The organism is Pseudomonas sp. LBUM1657 (assembly GCF_059716075.1).
Map to the genome: position 1 here is coordinate 2274560 of NZ_CP166799.1, position 19444 is coordinate 2294003.

The following is a 19444-nucleotide window of genomic DNA, read 5'->3' on the forward strand; positions in this document are numbered from 1 at the left end:
CTCCTAAAGATCCAGCGAAACGCAAGGGCCGCAGCCGCGGGAGACACAGGGCATGAGAAAGTCGGCCTGCTCGGCGGGGCTCAGAAAACTGTCGCGGTGTTCGATGTCGCCGCCCACGTGACGGGTCATGCATTGGCCGCAGACCCCGCCGCGGCACAGGTTGGGAATCTGCAGCCCGGCGGATTCCAGCGCTTCGAGCAGGCTTTGTTCTGCCCCGACCCGCAGGCGCTGGCCGCTGCGCAGCAGTTCCAGGTCGAAGGGCCGGCCCGGTTGCGCGGCATTGAAGGCTTCCCAGTGCACTCGGGCGGGTGGCCAGCCGAGGGCCTTGGCCTGTTGTCGAACCGCGTCGAGCAACGGTTGCGGGCCGCAGGTGTAGACGTGGCTGCCCAGCGGTCGGTCGCACAGGATCTGGCTTAGGTCCGGGCGGCTGGAGTAGGTGTGCAATCGCGACCCCAGTCGTTGTTGCAACTCCTCGACATAGGCGTCGCTCAGGCCCGGGCGGTAGAGAAAGTGCAATTCGAATCGGGCCTGGCGTTGTTCCAGGGCTGCGATGTAGGCCATGAACGGTGTGATGCCGATGCCACCGGCGATCAGGATGTGCAGGCTGGCGGTCGAGTGCAGGGCGAACAGATTGGCCGGCGGCGAGATCTGCAGTGTGTCGCCGACCTGGACATGCCGGTGCAGATATCGTGAGCCTCCGCGGGAGGCTTCCTGCAGGCGTACGGCGATGCGGTATTGCTGGCTGTCCGCCGGGTTGCCGGTCAGTGAATAGGCGTTGCGCACCTTGCCCTCGGACAGGGGTAGGTGAACCTGCACATGACTGCCGGGGGAGAATCCCGGCAGGGGCCCGGCGCAAGACTGCAGGGTGAGTTCGCGCACCACCGGGGTGAGCATTCGCTCCGCGCTGACCCGCACTTCGAGTACGGCTCTCATGACCGGACTCCGGCGTAAGGCTGGTCGGGGTTGGTGCAGACGCCGAGGTACGCACCCAGGCGGCGGGAAAAGTGTTCGCGGACTTCCAACCCGACGGCGCAACCGATGCAGGTCTGCAGCGGCTCCGGCCCGGCGGCCTGGGTCAGGCTGCAGTGCACGCAATACACCAGGCGCGGGCCGGCAATCGTGCGGGTGATGTCGATCTCGTCATCTTCCAGCCCGGCGCTGCGGGCCTCGCCGTGGATGCGCCAGATAAAGGCCTCGTCGCCCATGATGTAGAGCTGGCTGCCGACGGTGGCGCTGACCAGCACCTGATGCAGGCGTCGAGCAAAATCGGCGTTCTCGCTGTTCAGCACCACAGGCTGTTCAAGTTCTGCGACAAAGGGCGCGCAGGCGGCTGCCGATTGCATGGCCACGATGTGCCGGGTGGCAGTTTCGCGAGGAGGCGACTGGCGATAGCGCGGGAGGCTGTGAAGTCGGTCCGGGGCGGCGCTGTGTCTATCCGTCATGCTGGCTTTCCTGGCTGATCCGCGCCTGTCGAAAGGGCGAGAAAGGTGGCGTTGGACAGGGGATGTTGTTTCCTGTTGGGGAAGATAATTTCCTATGAAGAAAATCTTCTCAATCCGGAAAAAGGGCTATGTCTTTGGAGATAAGCCTTGCGCGACGGGTGTTCGGGGCATGGAAGTTGCTGGTCTTTCACTCAGGGCTGAGCAACTGGACGGGGAGTTATCGAGAGTGCGAACACGACCGCAGTGGTGGCCGCTCTGGTTGGGGCGTATCCGTCCCGAACAGGCGCGCAGCGTGCGCAGGCTGCTGGCCGGGTTGCCCTTGAGCCAGGTGCACGCTGACGGTGCCTTGTCGGGTTTTCTGGACCGTTTCGAAGCACTGCTGCCCACCTGCAAACTGAATCTGATCCTCGGTGGCGAGGACCTGGGCCCGGCGCGGCGCGGACTGCTCGAGGGCTGCCAGGACATGGAAGGTTGTCCTTGGCGTGACTCGAAAGTGGCTGATACAGCTCAGGTCTGCGGCCCTTGCCGGCAACGGGGCGTGCATCGCCTGCTGTGTGTCTTGGCGCAAAGCGACGATTCGAACAAAGGAGTGCTGGTGCTCGATACCCCACAACCGGTCGGTGCTAGCTGGCGGCAGTTGCTGGAGGAGACGGCGCAGGCAGTGGGCGTGACCGTGCACTTGCTGCGCCACGCCCGTGAGCAACAGCGCAAACAGGCCACGTCCCGGCACGGCGCCCTGGCCCGCGAGCTGCACGATTCGGTGGCTCAGCAGTTGGGTTACCTGTCGTTCCAAGCGTGTTTGCTGCAGTCGCAACTGGGCGAGCCGGGGCAAGCCAGCGTTGCGTTGCAGGAACTGTGTGGCGGCTTGAGCCAGTTGCAACGCCAGGTGCGCGAGCTGATCACCAGCGCCCGCCTGACCATGGACGGGCGCTCGCTACGCCAGGCCCTGGCCGATTCGGTCGCGGAGTTCTCGCGGCGCTGCATCATCGTCTTCGAACTGGACAATCGCCTGGCCGACGATGCCTTGAACCCGGAAACCGAATTGCAGATTTTGCAGATCATTCGCGAGGCCTTGGCCAATGCGGTGCGCCATTCCCATGCGCGGCATGTGCGCATCGAGCTGCGGCAAAGTCAGGACGGCGATGTCGCGGTATCGGTTGAGGATGACGGCATCGGCCTGAGCCCGGCATCGGGGGAGGACAACCATTTCGGCCTGGCGATTATCCGCGAACGTGCCGCGAGCATTGGCGCCCGGCTGACCATTGAAGCGATCCGCCCGCATGGGGTTCGCGTACGCCTTGGCCTTAGCCACCAACAGGACCTGCCACAGGGGAGTTTCGATGGACTGCACGACCTTATTACTGATCGATGATCACCCGCTATTCCGCAAGGGCCTGGCACAGCTGTTCGGCGCCAGTGACGATTTCGAAGTGGTGGGGCAGGCCGCCAGCGGTCGCGAAGGCATCAACCTGGCCGTGAGCCTGGCACCGCAGCAGGTCCTGCTTGATCTGCACATGCCCGGTTTGAGCGGTTTGCAGGTGCTCGATGAACTGCGTCAGTTGCGCCTCGAATGCCAGGTGGTGGTGCTCACCGCGTCGATGGATCGTGCCGAACTGTTGACGGCCCTGCGCCTCGGGGCCAGCGGTTATGTACTCAAAGAGACCGAGCCCGATGCGTTGTTGGCTTACATGCGCAATTGCCACAAGGGCGCGATCGTTCTGGATTCGACCCTGATTGCCCTGCTGGCCGATCAGGGCGAATCGGTGCACCGGCCTGCGCACGATTCGGATCCGCTCGACACCGGCAACCTGACCGAGCGCGAGGGGCAGACTCTGGCACTGATCGCCGCCGGCATGAGCAATAAACAGATCGGCCGGCAACTGGGGATCAGCGATGGCACGGTCAAAATCTATGTGAGGAATCTATTGCAGAAGCTCAGCCTGCACTCGCGCCTGGAGCTCGCGGCGTGGGTGCACAACGGCGCTTCTGTGAGACACGAGGAGCGTCATTAGATGATGGAACGGCCAGAGGCATTCGTGCAGACACCGCCCTTGCACCTGATGGATCGCTTTCCGGCGGCGTTGCTTGAACTGCGCGATAGCGGTCAGATCGCCCACTTCAACCTGGCCTGGGTCGAGCTGATGGATCTGCCTGGACCGGAGCGCAACCTCATCGACTATGTGCACCACGAAGATCGTTCGTTGTGGCGTCAGGCCCTGCATGAACTGCGTCGGCGCCCCGAGGGCTCCTTCAACCAGCGGCTGCGCTTTGTTCACCCTTCGGGGGAGCTGCGCTGGGTCGAAGTCAGCCTGAAGCGCGGGCCTCAGTGTTTCTATCTGGTGGCCGGGGACATTACTGCGCACAAGCGCCGCGAGATTGCCTTGCAGGCCAGTCAGCGCAGCAGCATGAGCCTGCTGGACAGCATGCCGGGGCTGATCTATCGCGGCCGCAACAACCGCGACTGGACCATGGAGTTCGTCAGTGCCGGTTGCCTGCAACTGACCGGGTATCCACCCGAGCGGCTGGTGGACAACCATGAGTTCACCTACAACAGCCTGATCCTGGCGCAGGATGCCGATTACGTCTGGCGCGAGGTGCAATATGCCTTATCGCGACAGGAGCCGTTCGAGCTCAATTACCGGATTCGCTGCGCTGATCAGTCGATCAAGCATGTCTGGGAAAAGGGTGTCGGGATCTATGCCGACACGCGTGAAGTACTGGGGATCGAGGGGGCGATTTTCGAGCGCAGCGGTGGCCAGAACCTGGGGCGCTGAACGGAGATTGGAGGAAGAGACAACCAGAAGTGCGTCGAACCCGGCAAGTAAGAACCTAGAATGCCAAGGCGCCTAGCGCGAGCAGCGGTCAGACGACCCGTTTGCGTTGGCGTGATGATGATCAATCCTCCGGTTCTTCCTCCTCTTCAGGCTTGTTCCTCGCTATCAGATCAGCCATCAACCCGGCAATGGCATCTCTGTTGCCTTCCAGCACCTTTAGATGTTCCTTGATTCGGTTGGACGCATCCGTGGAGCCTTGCTGATTGATCCAGATGCCGATCTCCTCGATAGCAGAGCCAAGGGCCGTGATGTTCTGGCAGATGCCAAGGAGCAGCGCTGGGGTTGGATCGTCTGGCATGGCGTTTCCTCCATTGAGAAGGAAAGCGTAGCAGGCGGGAACCGCAGACAACAAAAAGCCCGCACTCAGCGGGCTTCGTGATGAGTTGCTTTGGCAGGTTATCGGTTAAAGCGCTCGACCAATGAATACTGAGTTTTAGCGGTCTGGGTTAGTTCCTTGCTCAGGTCCGCCGAATGCCTGGCTTGTTCAGACGTCTGATCTGCCAGGGTCGCGATGGTGGTGATGTTGCGGCTGATTTCTTCTGCAACAGCGGTTTGTTCTTCAGTCGCTGCAGCAATCTGGGTGGTCATGTCGGTAATGTTCGCAACGGCTTCACTGATACCGACCAACGCCTTGTCTGCCTCAAGCACCCACGCTACGCCTTCTTCGGCCTGACGATGGCCACTTTCCATGGTCTTTACGGCGTTATTGGACGAGATCTGCAGCTTGGATATCAGGCTGTGGATCTGGGTCGTGGACTGGGTGGTGCGTTGCGCCAACTGACGCACTTCGTCCGCGACCACGGCGAAGCCTCGACCCATGTCTCCGGCGCGCGCGGCTTCGATGGCGGCATTGAGGGCAAGCAAGTTGGTTTGATCGGCGATGCCTTTAATGACGTCGACGACTGTACCGATTTCATTGCTGTCTTTGGCCAGTTGCGCCACTGTCAGCCCGGTTTCTCCCACAACAGCCGAGAGGCGCTGAATGGCTTCACGGGTATCCCGGGCCACATCGCGTCCACGTCCGGTCAGCACGTTGGCTTCCTGGGTGGCGTCAGCGGTGCGCTGGACGTGGCTTGCGACTTCTTGTGTGGTCGCCGCCATCTGGTTGACGGCTGCCGATACTTGCTCGGTTTCAATTCGCTGACGATCAAGTCCACGGGAACTGTCGGAGGCGAGAACGTCAGATTTTCCGGCCAGGCTGGTGAGTTGCTCTGCTGTGTCCTGTAATCGTGTCAGGCAAGTCTTGAGGCGTGATGTCTGACTCACGAATGCAGTTTCAAGACGTGCTTGAGGGCCGCGTTCATCGCTGTACATTTTTGCGATCAGTTGATCGGAGGTCGAGGGTTCAGCGGTTTCCAACAGATGCAGCGTCCCTCGTTTTTGCCAGCGTGCGGCGATCAGTCCGATCGGCACCGAGACGCCTGCAGTCACGGCGAGCGCCACAGGTGTGCTGAGGAAAACACCACCCAAAGTACCCACCAGGCCCATCGCCAGGAACGGCAACCAGTCCAGGAGAGCGGGTTGCCATGTATCGCTGCCGGGGACAGCCGACTTTCCCAGGCTTATACGCTTGTAGAGGGCTTCGGCGCGGCGGATCTGTTCAGCCGTAGGTTTTACCCTGACCGATTCGTAACCCACGACCTGGCTGCCTTCGAAAACCGGAGTGACGTAAGCGTTGACCCAGTAATGGTCACCCTTTTTGGAGCGATTCTTGACGATGCCCATCCAGGGCTTGCCCTGTTTGAGGGCGCCCCACATATGGGCAAATATGGCGGATGGCACGTCAGGATGGCGAACGATGTTTTGCGGGGCGCCAATCAGGTCGGCCTTGTCGAAACCGCTTATTTCTACGAAGGCGTCATTACAGTAGGTAATAACCCCTCGTGCATCCGTAGTCGAGATGAGTTTCTGTTGAGGTCCAAGGGCAACCTCGCGCTGCGTAACCGGTTGGTTGTTTCTCATCTGTATTGCTCCTATGCCCTAAGATAGAGGCATCGGCAGCTATCATGAAAAGGTTAGCACGTCTGTCTGAAAGAGCAGGTCAATGGTCGGAGACTGCCTTACGGTGCAGATACGGATGTCTTTCGCATCCGTCGATTTGGGTAATAAACCTGCGGCAAAAAAAAGCATTGGCGATTTTCTGCTGCTCACCCAACTGATCGCTTTTCACAGGTTGTACCTGACAGCTGCGATGGGTGTTGGCCGTCTCGACTGTTTCTACGTTCATGATTCTAAAAATCAAAGCATAAATAATTTTTAGGTATTAGCTTGGAAGCCTTTAATATTCGATTAAGTAATAAATAAATAGATATTTATTCCTTTTGTTGTTTGCGTAACAGGTGCACTTTGAAGGCCTGCGCATCGGTGCGCATTTGCCCAACATCAGACAGGAAGCCTTACCATGACCATCAAAGCGATCAACGTTCGGAACCAGTTCAAGGGCATCATCAAGGAAATAGTGGAAGGCGAGGTGGTCTCCGAAATCGATGTGCAAACGGCGTCCGGCATCGTCACTTCAGTGATTACCACCCGTTCAGTACGCGATCTTGAATTGAAGGTCGGTAGCGAGGTCATTGCATTCGTCAAATCCACCGAGGTTTCGATCGCCAAGCTCTGAGATTTTGAAACCCAGGGCTTCGACTCTCTTTGCCCACATTCAATTGGGCCGAGCTCGAAGCCGTTGTTCCCAGGAGCCCCGAAAACCCTTGACCTCCTGGATCAGTCACATGCTGGCAAAGCTGGGCGCGCTGTTGCTGTTGAGGGAGCTGGCAGGCCAGCGCGGTAATCGGGTCTGGGCATAGCCAATATGCTCAAGTTGTCGGTGAAAATGGGGAGATGAGGATTCCTTCTATATAGAAGGATGGATTTGCCTTCCTTTATAGAGGGTGCGTGCTGTTTTAAAGGCTATCTGCTCGTTATTGATAGCAAGGTGTAATTAACGGTTGACGGCAGATTCTGGACGTCTATAATTCGCCCCACTTCCGGCGCAGTCGAAACGGAAAACTCCTTGGTAAACAAAGAGTTACGCAGTTTTCGACAGCGAGTTGCTTCAGGTCATCGAAGCCTGGAAGGAGTTGAAAGGGCAGGGTTGTGTGGCTCTTTTGACGGTTCGATCTTCTCGGTCGACAGCGGTGAAAAAGAGGTGTTGACAGCAGCGAGTAACGCTGTAGAATTCGCCTCCCGCTAACGAGAGATCGAAAGCGCAAGTGGTTGAAGTTGCAGAGGAAACTTTGAAAACTTCGGAAAATAACCGCTTGACAGCAACAGAGGCTGCTGTAGAATGCGCGCCTCGGTTGAGACGAAAGATCTTAACCAACCGCTCTTTAACAACTGAATCAAGCAATTCGTGTGGGTGCTTGTGGAGTCAGACTGATAGTCAACAAGATTATCAGCATCACAAGTTACTCCGCGAGAAATCAAAGATGTAACCAACGATTGCTGAGCCAAGTTTAGGGTTTCTTAAAAACCCAAAGATGTTTGAACTGAAGAGTTTGATCATGGCTCAGATTGAACGCTGGCGGCAGGCCTAACACATGCAAGTCGAGCGGCAGCACGGGTACTTGTACCTGGTGGCGAGCGGCGGACGGGTGAGTAATGCCTAGGAATCTGCCTGGTAGTGGGGGATAACGCTCGGAAACGGACGCTAATACCGCATACGTCCTACGGGAGAAAGCAGGGGACCTTCGGGCCTTGCGCTATCAGATGAGCCTAGGTCGGATTAGCTAGTTGGTGAGGTAATGGCTCACCAAGGCGACGATCCGTAACTGGTCTGAGAGGATGATCAGTCACACTGGAACTGAGACACGGTCCAGACTCCTACGGGAGGCAGCAGTGGGGAATATTGGACAATGGGCGAAAGCCTGATCCAGCCATGCCGCGTGTGTGAAGAAGGTCTTCGGATTGTAAAGCACTTTAAGTTGGGAGGAAGGGCAGTTACCTAATACGTATCTGTTTTGACGTTACCGACAGAATAAGCACCGGCTAACTCTGTGCCAGCAGCCGCGGTAATACAGAGGGTGCAAGCGTTAATCGGAATTACTGGGCGTAAAGCGCGCGTAGGTGGTTCGTTAAGTTGGATGTGAAATCCCCGGGCTCAACCTGGGAACTGCATTCAAAACTGTCGAGCTAGAGTATGGTAGAGGGTGGTGGAATTTCCTGTGTAGCGGTGAAATGCGTAGATATAGGAAGGAACACCAGTGGCGAAGGCGACCACCTGGACTGATACTGACACTGAGGTGCGAAAGCGTGGGGAGCAAACAGGATTAGATACCCTGGTAGTCCACGCCGTAAACGATGTCAACTAGCCGTTGGGAGCCTTGAGCTCTTAGTGGCGCAGCTAACGCATTAAGTTGACCGCCTGGGGAGTACGGCCGCAAGGTTAAAACTCAAATGAATTGACGGGGGCCCGCACAAGCGGTGGAGCATGTGGTTTAATTCGAAGCAACGCGAAGAACCTTACCAGGCCTTGACATCCAATGAACTTTCCAGAGATGGATTGGTGCCTTCGGGAACATTGAGACAGGTGCTGCATGGCTGTCGTCAGCTCGTGTCGTGAGATGTTGGGTTAAGTCCCGTAACGAGCGCAACCCTTGTCCTTAGTTACCAGCACGTAATGGTGGGCACTCTAAGGAGACTGCCGGTGACAAACCGGAGGAAGGTGGGGATGACGTCAAGTCATCATGGCCCTTACGGCCTGGGCTACACACGTGCTACAATGGTCGGTACAGAGGGTTGCCAAGCCGCGAGGTGGAGCTAATCCCACAAAACCGATCGTAGTCCGGATCGCAGTCTGCAACTCGACTGCGTGAAGTCGGAATCGCTAGTAATCGCGAATCAGAATGTCGCGGTGAATACGTTCCCGGGCCTTGTACACACCGCCCGTCACACCATGGGAGTGGGTTGCACCAGAAGTAGCTAGTCTAACCTTCGGGGGGACGGTTACCACGGTGTGATTCATGACTGGGGTGAAGTCGTAACAAGGTAGCCGTAGGGGAACCTGCGGCTGGATCACCTCCTTAATCGACGACATCAGCTGCTCCATAAGTTCCCACACGAATTGCTTGATTCATTGAAGAAGACGATAAGAAGCAGCCCGAAATTGGGTCTGTAGCTCAGTTGGTTAGAGCGCACCCCTGATAAGGGTGAGGTCGGCAGTTCGAATCTGCCCAGACCCACCAATTTTGTGTGGGAAACGCCTGTAGAAATACGGGGCCATAGCTCAGCTGGGAGAGCGCCTGCCTTGCACGCAGGAGGTCAACGGTTCGATCCCGTTTGGCTCCACCACTAACTGCTTCTGACACGTAGAGCTTAGAAATGAGCATTTCCTTCGAGTGAAGGTTAAATGTTGATTTCTAGTCTTTGATTAGATCGTTCTTTAAAAATTTGGGTATGTGATAGAAAGATAGACTGAACGTTACTTTCACTGGTAACGGATCAGGCTAAGGTAAAATTTGTGAGTTTAATCGCGAATTTTCGGCGAATGTCGTCTTCACAGTATAACCAGATTGCTTGGGGTTATATGGTCAAGTGAAGAAGCGCATACGGTGGATGCCTTGGCAGTCAGAGGCGATGAAAGACGTGGTAGCCTGCGAAAAGCTTCGGGGAGTCGGCAAACAGACTTTGATCCGGAGATGTCTGAATGGGGGAACCCACCTAACATAAGTTAGGTATCTTAAGCTGAATACATAGGCTTAAGAAGCGAACCAGGGGAACTGAAACATCTAAGTACCCTGAGGAAAAGAAATCAACCGAGATTCCCTTAGTAGTGGCGAGCGAACGGGGACTAGCCCTTAAGTGGCTTTGAGATTAGCGGAACGCTCTGGAAAGTGCGGCCATAGTGGGTGATAGCCCTGTACGCGAAAATCTCTTGGTCATGAAATCGAGTAGGACGGAGCACGAGAAACTTTGTCTGAATATGGGGGGACCATCCTCCAAGGCTAAATACTACTGACTGACCGATAGTGAACTAGTACCGTGAGGGAAAGGCGAAAAGAACCCCGGAGAGGGGAGTGAAATAGATCCTGAAACCGTATGCGTACAAGCAGTGGGAGCCCACTTTGTTGGGTGACTGCGTACCTTTTGTATAATGGGTCAGCGACTTATTTTCAGTGGCGAGCTTAACCGAATAGGGGAGGCGTAGCGAAAGCGAGTCTTAATAGGGCGTCTAGTCGCTGGGAATAGACCCGAAACCGGGCGATCTATCCATGGGCAGGTTGAAGGTTGGGTAACACTAACTGGAGGACCGAACCGACTACCGTTGAAAAGTTAGCGGATGACCTGTGGATCGGAGTGAAAGGCTAATCAAGCTCGGAGATAGCTGGTTCTCCTCGAAAGCTATTTAGGTAGCGCCTCATGTATCACTGTAGGGGGTAGAGCACTGTTTCGGCTAGGGGGTCATCCCGACTTACCAAACCGATGCAAACTCCGAATACCTACAAGTGCCGAGCATGGGAGACACACGGCGGGTGCTAACGTCCGTCGTGAAAAGGGAAACAACCCAGACCGTCAGCTAAGGTCCCAAAGTTATGGTTAAGTGGGAAACGATGTGGGAAGGCTTAGACAGCTAGGAGGTTGGCTTAGAAGCAGCCACCCTTTAAAGAAAGCGTAATAGCTCACTAGTCGAGTCGGCCTGCGCGGAAGATGTAACGGGGCTCAAACCATACACCGAAGCTACGGGTATCACTTAGGTGATGCGGTAGAGGAGCGTTCTGTAAGCCTGTGAAGGTGAGTTGAGAAGCTTGCTGGAGGTATCAGAAGTGCGAATGCTGACATGAGTAACGACAATGGGTGTGAAAAACACCCACGCCGAAAGACCAAGGTTTCCTGCGCAACGTTAATCGACGCAGGGTTAGTCGGTCCCTAAGGCGAGGCTGAAAAGCGTAGTCGATGGAAAACAGGTTAATATTCCTGTACTTCTGGTTATTGCGATGGAGGGACGGAGAAGGCTAGGCCAGCTTGGCGTTGGTTGTCCAAGTTTAAGGTGGTAGGCTGGAATCTTAGGTAAATCCGGGATTCTAAGGCCGAGAGCTGATGACGAGTGTTCTTTTAGAACACGAAGTGGTTGATGCCATGCTTCCAAGAAAAGCTTCTAAGCTTCAGGTAACCAGGAACCGTACCCCAAACCGACACAGGTGGTTGGGTAGAGAATACCAAGGCGCTTGAGAGAACTCGGGTGAAGGAACTAGGCAAAATGGCACCGTAACTTCGGGAGAAGGTGCGCCGGTGAGGGTGAAGGACTTGCTCCGTAAGCTCATGCCGGTCGAAGATACCAGGCCGCTGCGACTGTTTATTAAAAACACAGCACTCTGCAAACACGAAAGTGGACGTATAGGGTGTGACGCCTGCCCGGTGCCGGAAGGTTAATTGATGGGGTTAGCTAACGCGAAGCTCTTGATCGAAGCCCCGGTAAACGGCGGCCGTAACTATAACGGTCCTAAGGTAGCGAAATTCCTTGTCGGGTAAGTTCCGACCTGCACGAATGGCGTAACGATGGCGGCGCTGTCTCCACCCGAGACTCAGTGAAATTGAAATCGCTGTGAAGATGCAGTGTATCCGCGGCTAGACGGAAAGACCCCGTGAACCTTTACTATAGCTTTGCACTGGACTTTGAATTTGCTTGTGTAGGATAGGTGGGAGGCTTTGAAGCGTGGACGCCAGTTCGCGTGGAGCCAACCTTGAAATACCACCCTGGCAACTTTGAGGTTCTAACTCAGGTCCGTTATCCGGATCGAGGACAGTGTATGGTGGGTAGTTTGACTGGGGCGGTCTCCTCCTAAAGAGTAACGGAGGAGTACGAAGGTGCGCTCAGACCGGTCGGAAATCGGTCGTAGAGTATAAAGGCAAAAGCGCGCTTGACTGCGAGACAGACACGTCGAGCAGGTACGAAAGTAGGTCTTAGTGATCCGGTGGTTCTGTATGGAAGGGCCATCGCTCAACGGATAAAAGGTACTCCGGGGATAACAGGCTGATACCGCCCAAGAGTTCATATCGACGGCGGTGTTTGGCACCTCGATGTCGGCTCATCACATCCTGGGGCTGAAGCCGGTCCCAAGGGTATGGCTGTTCGCCATTTAAAGTGGTACGCGAGCTGGGTTTAGAACGTCGTGAGACAGTTCGGTCCCTATCTGCCGTGGACGTTTGAGATTTGAGAGGGGCTGCTCCTAGTACGAGAGGACCGGAGTGGACGAACCTCTGGTGTTCCGGTTGTCACGCCAGTGGCATTGCCGGGTAGCTATGTTCGGAATAGATAACCGCTGAAAGCATCTAAGCGGGAAACTAGCCTCAAGATGAGATCTCACTGGGACCTTGAGTCCCCTGAAGGGCCGTCGAAGACTACGACGTTGATAGGTTGGGTGTGTAAGCGCTGTGAGGCGTTGAGCTAACCAATACTAATTGCCCGTGAGGCTTGACCATATAACACCCAAGCAATTTGTTGGCCTGAAAGGGCACCAGATTGCGGTGTGTGAAGACGCAACGAACCGAAAGTTCGAGAAACAAACACACAAACTATCGCATACCCATTCGCTGGAGCGTGAACCTGTAAAGGCCCACGACCTGGCTCCCGAATTTCTTGACGACCATAGAGCATTGGAACCACCTGATCCCATCCCGAACTCAGTAGTGAAACGATGCATCGCCGATGGTAGTGTGGGGTTTCCCCATGTGAGAGTAGGTCATCGTCAAGATTAAATTCCGAAACCCCTATCTGCGTATGCAGGTAGGGGTTTTGTTTTGCCTGCAGGAAAGTTCACACAGCAACATCGGACAACTCCTCCAGGCTGCTACTGCCCCAGTCGACCCAACGTATGCCGCATCGGCTCCAGGGACACACTGATAAACCCATCCAGCGGTCGATTCAGCTCCTCCACCAGCAATATAGTCGCCGCTGTCGATAGCGCGCACATCATCAACACGGCCACGATCGTGCCGTTGCGCGGTGCGAACAAACCGAACGAGCTAAAGATAATCGCCAGCCATGCCACCAGAATCACCAGCATGACAGGAGGGATCGAGTGATTGGACTGCAGCAGGGTCAGCCAGCGCGCGGCAAATACGCTATCCATCACTTGCAAGGCCGACGCCTTGAGCGCGTGTTGAACATCGGTTGTTGGGGCCAGCGCTTCCACCTGACGTTGCAGCGCTTCTGAGCGACTTATCGCTTCGGGGCTATCGAGTTTTTCCAGCTCAGACCGATCACGGGAGGCGAGCACTTGCACGACTTCGGCGTAGTTGTGCTTGAGTTGGGTACGGACTTGTTGAGTGTCTGTGCCGTAGCGTGCCAACATCCGGTCGAATTGAACCACTTTCGCCGCAACCCCCTCGAGTTCGGCATTGGCCGTATCGAACGTGCCTTTGGCTGAGGAGACAAGAAGGCCGAGCACTAACGCCGACATTGTAGCGATGAGGCCTGTGGCAAGTTTCACGACGGCGACGGACTCGTCGCTTAGATGATGGCTTGGCAATCGCTCCCGCACATATGAGCCCAGCAATGCGCTGCCAAAAAGGCAGACGAACACGATGAGTGCGATCACCAGATCATTCAAGTTAAGCCTCCGTTGACGATGTCTTCGGGTGCGAGCGGGTACTACCGGTACTTGATCACAATGCCTTTGAGTTTGCGTCCCTCGATAGTTTCTACATCACGACTCCATACCCCGCCTCTGACGTAGGCGCCCACCGCCTGGATATGGTCATAGACCACCACTACGGCATCGCCGCCGAGTTTGGCGGATTCTTCCCGAAGTTTTTGTTCGACTTCGGCAATCGGTGGGGCAGGCTCCACACTGGCATCGATGAGCACTTCACCCAGTCGAACATGCGGGCGCAGGGGCTCGGTGCGCAGCACGACGACCTCGCTGGCCATCGTCGGTGCGGGATGCTCGACGCCCACGTAGGCAGTGGTCTGCGCATCGACAGTGGCGCAACCACTTAGCGCAAGCAGGGTGGCCGTGAGGCCTCCGGCCAGGAGTGACAGTTTGAAACGGGTGGACCAAGACACGTCATGGGCTGGCATAGTTGGTTTTCTCCGAAGAATCCGCTGCTATTCGGGGTGGCTTGTTGACGGTAGCAGACGGTCCCGGAGTTGCCAGAAGCCCAACCTTTAAGGTTGGGCTTTTTCATGCCTTGAATAAATTCGGCCGATAAGGTTGCTTCACTGATCCTTTTCGCAATTGACCATCCACGACACACCAAACTGATCGACCAGCATTCCGAAGCGCTCCGCCCAGAACGTCTTTTCCAGTGGCATTTGTACGCTGCCGTCTTCCGCCAGTGCCGTGAAGACTTGCTCCGCCTCGGCAATGCTGTCGACATTCAGCGACACCGAGCAACCGGCCATTTCATCCGTGGGGCGATCAGGTGTGGTGTCCGAACCCATGATCGCCTGATCGCCCAGCGAAAGGCGGGTGTGGATGATCAGGTTGTGCAGGTCCGCCGGAAATTCGTTATGAGCCGGACTCTCACCGAAGGTCGTCATCATTTCGATCTGGCCGTGCAGGGCTTGAGCGTAGAAGGTGAAGGCGGCTTTGCAGTCGCCGTTGAAGATGAGGTAGGGATTGATTTTCATGTTTCAGCTCCCGGTCATTGAAGGTACACATCGGTTTGACGTCTGGTTCGTCAGTGAATTCCGATGGGCTGACTGGGTAGCAAAGCGCTAAAACGCGGCGGGTGCCTGGGTTTTTTTAGATGTTTTTCCTATTGGGTGGGCCAGGCTTATTGCCTCATGGGTGCGTCGCACCACCAACAAGCGCTCGATGGCCCCACTCACCAGGTTCTCCAGCAGTTCATCGCGTTCTTGTTCATCCAGCGAATGCTGTGCCAGCCAGCTGGGGGCGCTGTTGAGCAGAGTGGAAATAGCGTGCCCGGCCGCCAAACAGCCCTGCTCACTGAATCGGGATCGGCCGCCGAGCATCAGCAGCAACTTGCGTTCGTACTGCTCGCGCAATTGCCGCACGCGTTCTTGTTGCTCTTCATTCAGACAACCGCTGTCGCGCTCGGCCAGGCGAAAATGCCAAGGCATCTCCTGATGCAGATTCAGATGCGCTCGGATCAGCACCTGCAATTTGTCGCGTTTTGCCGGGGCCTGTTGCTCAATGCGTCCAAGAGTTGCAAGCAGCTCTTCGTAGAACTCTTCGATCAGATCGAGCAGCAGGTGCTGTTTGCTGGGGTAGTGGTGATACAACGAGCCCGGGGCGAGCCCCAGGCACGTTGCGAGTTCACGCATGCCGACCTGGCCGAAGCCCTTGCTAGCGAACAGCTCCAGCACCTTGTCCCGGTACTCGGCGAAACGTGAGCAACGCTCAGGCATAGGCATGGAAGCCACGCCCCGTTTTGCGTCCCAGGTAGCCGGCGGCCACCATTTCCTTGAGCAGCGGAGCGGGACGGTACTTGCTGTCGTTGAAGCCGTCGTAGAAGGCTTCGAGAATCGCCAGCACGGTGTCCAGGCCGATCAGGTCGGCCAGGGCCAACGGGCCGATCGGCTGATTGCAGCCCAAACGCATGCCGGCGTCGATGTCTTCGGCACTGGCCAGGCCTTCCTGATACACCAGGATCGCTTCATTGATCATCGGCACCAGGATCCGGTTGACCACGAAGCCCGGGCGGTTGCCGGCGGTGATTGCGGTTTTGCCGAGGGTGGTGGCCATGTCCAGCGCGAGGGCGTGGGTGGCATCGCTGGTTTGCAGGCCGCGGATCACTTCGATCAGGCCCATCACCGGCACTGGATTGAAAAAATGCAGGCCGATGAAGCGCTCAGGCTGGCTCACACTGGCGGCGAGTTGGGTGATGGACAGCGACGACGTGTTCGAGGCGATCACGCATTCGGTGCTCACCTGCGCGACGATCTGTTGCAGCACCCGCAGTTTCAAGTCGAGGTTTTCTGTAGCGGCTTCGATCACCAGCTGTACATTTTGCAGGCTGCTGTAATCGGTGCTGGTGCGGATCTTGTCGAGGGCGGCGAGTTTTTGTTCTGGCGTCAGTGTGTCCTTGGTGATCTGTCGGTCGAGGTTTTTGCCGACCGTCGCGATGGCCTTTTGCAGGGCGCTTTCGGAAATGTCGATCAAGGTCACGTTGAAACCGGCCAGGGCGCACACTTGAGCGATGCCGTTGCCCATGGTGCCTGCGCCGATCACGCCAATGTTTTGCAGATTCATGTACCCGTCCTTCCAATCAAACCCTGCGATACCTTGGCCGTCGTGACGGCTGAAGGCGTACTATTGGCCGCGAGTCTAGAGCCGGCAGGGCGGTTGTCCTATGCCGAAACTGTTCAACGGCACTGGTGTTTTTTGCCATTTCAGGTGATGGGGAGCGTAGCGTTCACATGCGGGAAAAGGACTCGGTGGCCGCCTACTTCGTGCAGGCAATGCTTCATGGGCTGGAGGAAAACCCACAGCGCCTGAGGGCTGTGCTTGAGCAGGCAGGCATCGACCCGGCGCTGATGGAGCAGCCCACCGCGCGAGTGCCGGCGAGTGCGTTTGCCGCGCTGTGGCTGATTCAGATTCGTGAGCTGAACGACGAATTTTTCGGGCTCGACTCCCATGGCCTGCCGCCGGGCAGTTTCGCCTTGATCTGCCGGGCATTGATTCAAGAGCCAGACCTGCACAAAGCCATGCGCCAGTGCCTGGCCAATTTCGCGCTGTTCCTTCATGACTTTCGCGGCACGCTGACGGTGCGCGGCAAGCGCGCGGTGATCAGCTTGCAGAACCACTCGCCAAACAGTGATGTCCGTCGTTTGGGCGAGGAGACGTTTCTGGTGTTGATGATTAGTCTGCTGTGCTGGCTGGGCGGTCGGCGTATTCCCATTGATCGCGCGGATTTTCGCCACGAGCGAATCTCCCTCAGCGATGACCGTTTGCTCTGGGGACCGAACCTGACCTTTGGCGCCGAGCGCACAGAAATCGAATTTGCCAGTCACTACCTGCGCCTGCCGGTGGTTCAAGATTTGGCCTCGCTCAAAGTGTTTTTGCGCACGGCGCCGCAATGGCTGGTGATCCGCTTCCGTAACCAGCATGGCCTCGCATCGCAGGTCCACCAGCGCCTGCGCAACAGCCATTACAGCCAATGGCCGACCCTGCAAGCGTTCGCCCTGGAACAGCATTTGAGCCCCAGCACCTTCCGCCGAAAACTGGAGCGCGAAGGCTGCTCCTATCAAGAGATCAAGGACGAAGTGCGCCGTGGCGTTGCCTTCGAGCAACTGCGCCAGAGTCGGGCGAGCATCAGCGACATTGCCGAGCAGCTTGGCTTCCAGGAACCAAGCGCGTTCCATCGGGCGTTCAAGAAGTGGACGGGAGAAAGTCCGGGTCGATACCGCGCAAGATTTGAGGACAAGCGACTCGGGACATCGGCGGAGCCGGCGGAGTGAGCGCTGTTCTTGACCGTTTCACTTCGCTGCTCGATCAGGCCAGACGTGCCTTGCTGCTGGTCTGGGGAACGTCTCGCGGACTGTTTCTGGGACTCGTTCTGGCGACAGTGATCGCCGGGGTGCTGCCGGCGCTGGCGGCCTGGTTGGGGCAGCGCATCGTTGATGCGGTGGTTTTCGCCATGCAGTTGCATGCGCAGCAGGGCAGTGCGCCGTTATGGCCTGTCGTGCGGTATGTGTTGTTTGAAGCGGGCGTGCTCGCGTTGCTGTCCGGGACCCAGCGTGCGCTGTCGGTCCAGCAGTCGCTGTTGCGGGTGCAGTTGGGGCAGAAGGTCAACACGATGATTCTGGAGAAGGCCCAGACGTTATCGCTGGTGCAGTTCGAGAATTCCGAGTTCTACGACAAGCTGGTTCGGGTGCGGCGTGAAGCTTCGACAAGACCGTTGGCACTGGTGATGAAGTCCCTGGGGCTGATCCAGAACCTGATCGTGTTGATCAGCTTCGGCGTGTTGCTGGTACATTTTTCGCCTTGGGCGCTGGTGTTGCTGGTGGTCGGTGCGTTGCCGGTGTTTTTTGCCGAAGCGCATTTTTCCGGGGATGCCTTTCGCTTGTTCACCCGCCGTGCACCCGAGAGCCGGCAGCAGAACTACATCGAGACGCTGCTCTCCCATGAGGGCTACATCAAAGAGGTCAAGCTGTTCGGCTTCGCGCCGCTGCTGTTGAAGCGTTATCGCGAGACGTTCGCTCGTCTCTATGCCGAAGACCGACGACTGACGTTGCGACGTGATGGCTGGGGATTTGTGCTTGGACTGCTGGGCACCGGTGCGTTTTATCTGGCCTATGCCTGGGTCGTGGTCGATACCGTCCATGGCAACATCAGCCTTGGGCAAATGACCATGTATCTGGTGCTGTTCAAGCAGGGGCAAACTGCAGTGAGCAGCAGTCTGAGCGCCATCAGCGGTCTTTACGAGGATGGCCTCTACCTGTCGAGCCTGTATGAATACCTGGCCGAACCCGTTGTGGCGGATTCCGGCAGCCTGACGACAGGCGCGGTGCCCGGTGATGGCTTGCGGTTCGAGAACGTCGGTTTCACCTATCCGGGCTCGAGTCGGGCCGCGCTGGTGGGAATCGATCTGCACCTTGTGCCAGGGCACAGTGTGGCGTTGGTGGGGGAGAACGGTTCGGGCAAGACCACGTTGATTAAACTGCTGACCCGCCTGTATCGACCGGATCAGGGACGCATTCTGCTGGATGGCAGCGATTTGCAGGCCTGGCAAGAAGATGCGTTGCGTCGGCGCATCGGCGTGATTTTCCAGGACTATATTCGCTACCAATTCTCAGTCGGCGAGAATATTGGTGTGGGCGACACCCTGGCGTTCAGCGATGAACAGCGCTGGCAGGCCGCCGCCGCCGAGGGCATGGCCGCGCCGTTTATCGAGCGTCTGGATCGGGGTTATGCCACGCAGCTGGGCCGATGGTTTGCCGGTGGGCAGGAGCTCTCCGGCGGGCAATGGCAGAAGATCGCATTGTCCCGCGCTTACATGCGCCGTGATGCCGATATTCTGATTCTGGATGAACCGACGTCAGCGCTCGACCCCGCGGCGGAAGCGGCGGTGTTCGAGCATTTCAGCCAGCACACTCAAGGGCGTATGACCCTGCTGATTTCCCACCGGTTTTCCAGTGTGCGCAATGCAGACCACATCATTGTGCTGGATCAGGGGGCGATCCTTGAACGGGGTGATCACGACAGTCTGGTGGCAGCCGGTGGGCGTTACGCGCAATTGTTCGACTTGCAGGCGCGCGGTTATCGATAA

15 protein-coding genes, 2 tRNA genes, 3 rRNA genes and 2 pseudogenes are annotated in these 19444 nt (G+C 57.0%); 11 read left to right on the plus strand and 11 right to left on the minus strand.

Translation table 11 applies throughout. The features are described 5' to 3' along the window. Window positions 1-3: 3 nt before the first annotated feature. Both ACA055_RS10410 and ACA055_RS10415 read right to left on the minus strand, forming a co-directional pair. A complete protein-coding gene (locus tag ACA055_RS10410; RefSeq protein ID WP_497683526.1) occupies window positions 4-933 on the minus strand; it encodes a PDR/VanB family oxidoreductase in 930 nt (309 codons plus the stop codon). Next, window positions 930-1442 (minus strand): dimethylamine monooxygenase subunit DmmA family protein, encoded by a 513-nt coding sequence (locus tag ACA055_RS10415; RefSeq protein ID WP_497683527.1) that lies wholly within the window; start codon window positions 1440-1442, stop codon window positions 930-932. Before ACA055_RS10415 ends, ACA055_RS10410 begins: the two co-directional genes overlap by 4 nt. A 226-nt stretch (window positions 1443-1668) precedes the next feature. Here ACA055_RS10415 and ACA055_RS10420 point away from each other — a divergent pair, with 226 nt between their 5' ends. From ACA055_RS10420 to ACA055_RS10430, 3 genes are read left to right on the plus strand one after another with little or no spacing between them, the layout of a single operon-like run. After that, entirely contained in the window at window positions 1669-2814 is a 1146-nt protein-coding gene (locus ACA055_RS10420) for an ATP-binding protein (protein ID WP_497683528.1), read from the plus strand. Continuing rightward, a complete protein-coding gene (locus tag ACA055_RS10425; RefSeq protein WP_497683529.1) occupies window positions 2783-3454 on the plus strand; it encodes a response regulator in 672 nt (223 codons plus the stop codon). The genes ACA055_RS10420 and ACA055_RS10425 overlap by 32 nt, the downstream gene beginning before the upstream one ends. Beyond that, window positions 3455-4216 (plus strand): PAS domain-containing protein, encoded by a 762-nt coding sequence (locus tag ACA055_RS10430; RefSeq protein ID WP_497683530.1) that lies wholly within the window; start codon window positions 3455-3457, stop codon window positions 4214-4216. It abuts the gene before it with no gap. A gap of 121 nt (window positions 4217-4337) precedes the next feature. Here ACA055_RS10430 and ACA055_RS10435 read toward each other — a convergent pair whose 3' ends face one another. From ACA055_RS10435 to ACA055_RS10450, 4 genes and pseudogenes are all read right to left on the minus strand, one after another. Next, window positions 4338-4574, minus strand: coding sequence for a hypothetical protein (locus tag ACA055_RS10435; protein ID WP_497683531.1), 237 nt, complete (start codon window positions 4572-4574; stop codon window positions 4338-4340). 98 nt (window positions 4575-4672) lie between these two features. Continuing rightward, a complete protein-coding gene (locus tag ACA055_RS10440; RefSeq protein WP_497684385.1) occupies window positions 4673-5758 on the minus strand; it encodes a methyl-accepting chemotaxis protein in 1086 nt (361 codons plus the stop codon). A 207-nt stretch (window positions 5759-5965) separates the two neighbouring features. Continuing rightward, window positions 5966-6238 (minus strand): annotated as a pseudogene (locus tag ACA055_RS10445) (PAS domain-containing protein); the annotation flags it as partial. Between the two features lie 42 nt (window positions 6239-6280). Then, window positions 6281-6503: pseudogene (locus ACA055_RS10450) on the minus strand (hypothetical protein); the annotation flags it as partial. Window positions 6504-6677: 174 nt separating this feature from the next. On the opposite strand from ACA055_RS10450, the gene ACA055_RS10455 reads away from it, so the two are divergent. From ACA055_RS10455 to rrf, 6 genes are all read left to right on the plus strand, one after another. Beyond that, complete coding sequence (locus ACA055_RS10455; protein WP_497683532.1) at window positions 6678-6893, plus strand: TOBE domain-containing protein; 216 nt, start codon at window positions 6678-6680, stop codon at window positions 6891-6893. Between the two features lie 862 nt (window positions 6894-7755). After that, window positions 7756-9294, plus strand: a 16S ribosomal RNA gene (locus ACA055_RS10460). Between the two features lie 82 nt (window positions 9295-9376). After that, window positions 9377-9453: transfer RNA gene (locus ACA055_RS10465), tRNA-Ile, on the plus strand. Window positions 9454-9483: 30 nt separating this feature from the next. After that, window positions 9484-9559: transfer RNA gene (locus tag ACA055_RS10470), tRNA-Ala, on the plus strand. A 237-nt stretch (window positions 9560-9796) separates the two neighbouring features. Then, window positions 9797-12688, plus strand: a 23S ribosomal RNA gene (locus ACA055_RS10475). Between the two features lie 156 nt (window positions 12689-12844). Beyond that, window positions 12845-12960: ribosomal RNA gene (gene rrf / locus ACA055_RS10480) — 5S ribosomal RNA — on the plus strand. The 16S, 23S and 5S rRNA genes sit together here with 2 tRNA genes alongside, the layout of an rRNA operon. Before the next feature lie 96 nt (window positions 12961-13056). On the opposite strand, the gene ACA055_RS10485 is transcribed toward rrf, so the two are convergent. From ACA055_RS10485 to ACA055_RS10505, 5 genes are all read right to left on the minus strand, one after another. Then, window positions 13057-13818: a bestrophin-like domain gene (locus ACA055_RS10485; RefSeq protein ID WP_497683533.1), complete on the minus strand. Its 762-nt coding sequence runs from the start codon at window positions 13816-13818 to the stop codon at window positions 13057-13059. A 41-nt stretch (window positions 13819-13859) separates the two neighbouring features. Further along, the gene (locus ACA055_RS10490; RefSeq protein ID WP_497683534.1) at window positions 13860-14288 is read right to left on the minus strand and encodes a YajG family lipoprotein; all 429 of its coding nucleotides are present in this window, start codon (window positions 14286-14288) and stop codon (window positions 13860-13862) included. Window positions 14289-14426: 138 nt separating this feature from the next. Next, a complete protein-coding gene (locus ACA055_RS10495; protein ID WP_497683535.1) occupies window positions 14427-14840 on the minus strand; it encodes a VOC family protein in 414 nt (137 codons plus the stop codon). Between the two features lie 87 nt (window positions 14841-14927). Then, on the minus strand, window positions 14928-15587 hold the full coding sequence (locus ACA055_RS10500) for a TetR/AcrR family transcriptional regulator (protein WP_497683536.1): 660 nt from the start codon (window positions 15585-15587) through the stop codon (window positions 14928-14930). Then, window positions 15574-16425, minus strand: a complete 852-nt coding sequence (locus ACA055_RS10505; protein ID WP_497683537.1) for a 3-hydroxybutyryl-CoA dehydrogenase — start codon at window positions 16423-16425, stop codon at window positions 15574-15576. Before ACA055_RS10505 ends, ACA055_RS10500 begins: the two co-directional genes overlap by 14 nt. 167 nt (window positions 16426-16592) lie before the next feature. Here ACA055_RS10505 and ACA055_RS10510 point away from each other — a divergent pair, with 167 nt between their 5' ends. Both ACA055_RS10510 and ACA055_RS10515 read left to right on the plus strand, forming a co-directional pair. Next, the gene (locus ACA055_RS10510) at window positions 16593-17633 is read left to right on the plus strand and encodes an AraC family transcriptional regulator (RefSeq protein WP_497683538.1); all 1041 of its coding nucleotides are present in this window, start codon (window positions 16593-16595) and stop codon (window positions 17631-17633) included. Beyond that, window positions 17630-19444, plus strand: coding sequence for an ABC transporter ATP-binding protein (locus tag ACA055_RS10515; protein WP_497683539.1), 1815 nt, complete (start codon window positions 17630-17632; stop codon window positions 19442-19444). Before ACA055_RS10510 ends, ACA055_RS10515 begins: the two co-directional genes overlap by 4 nt.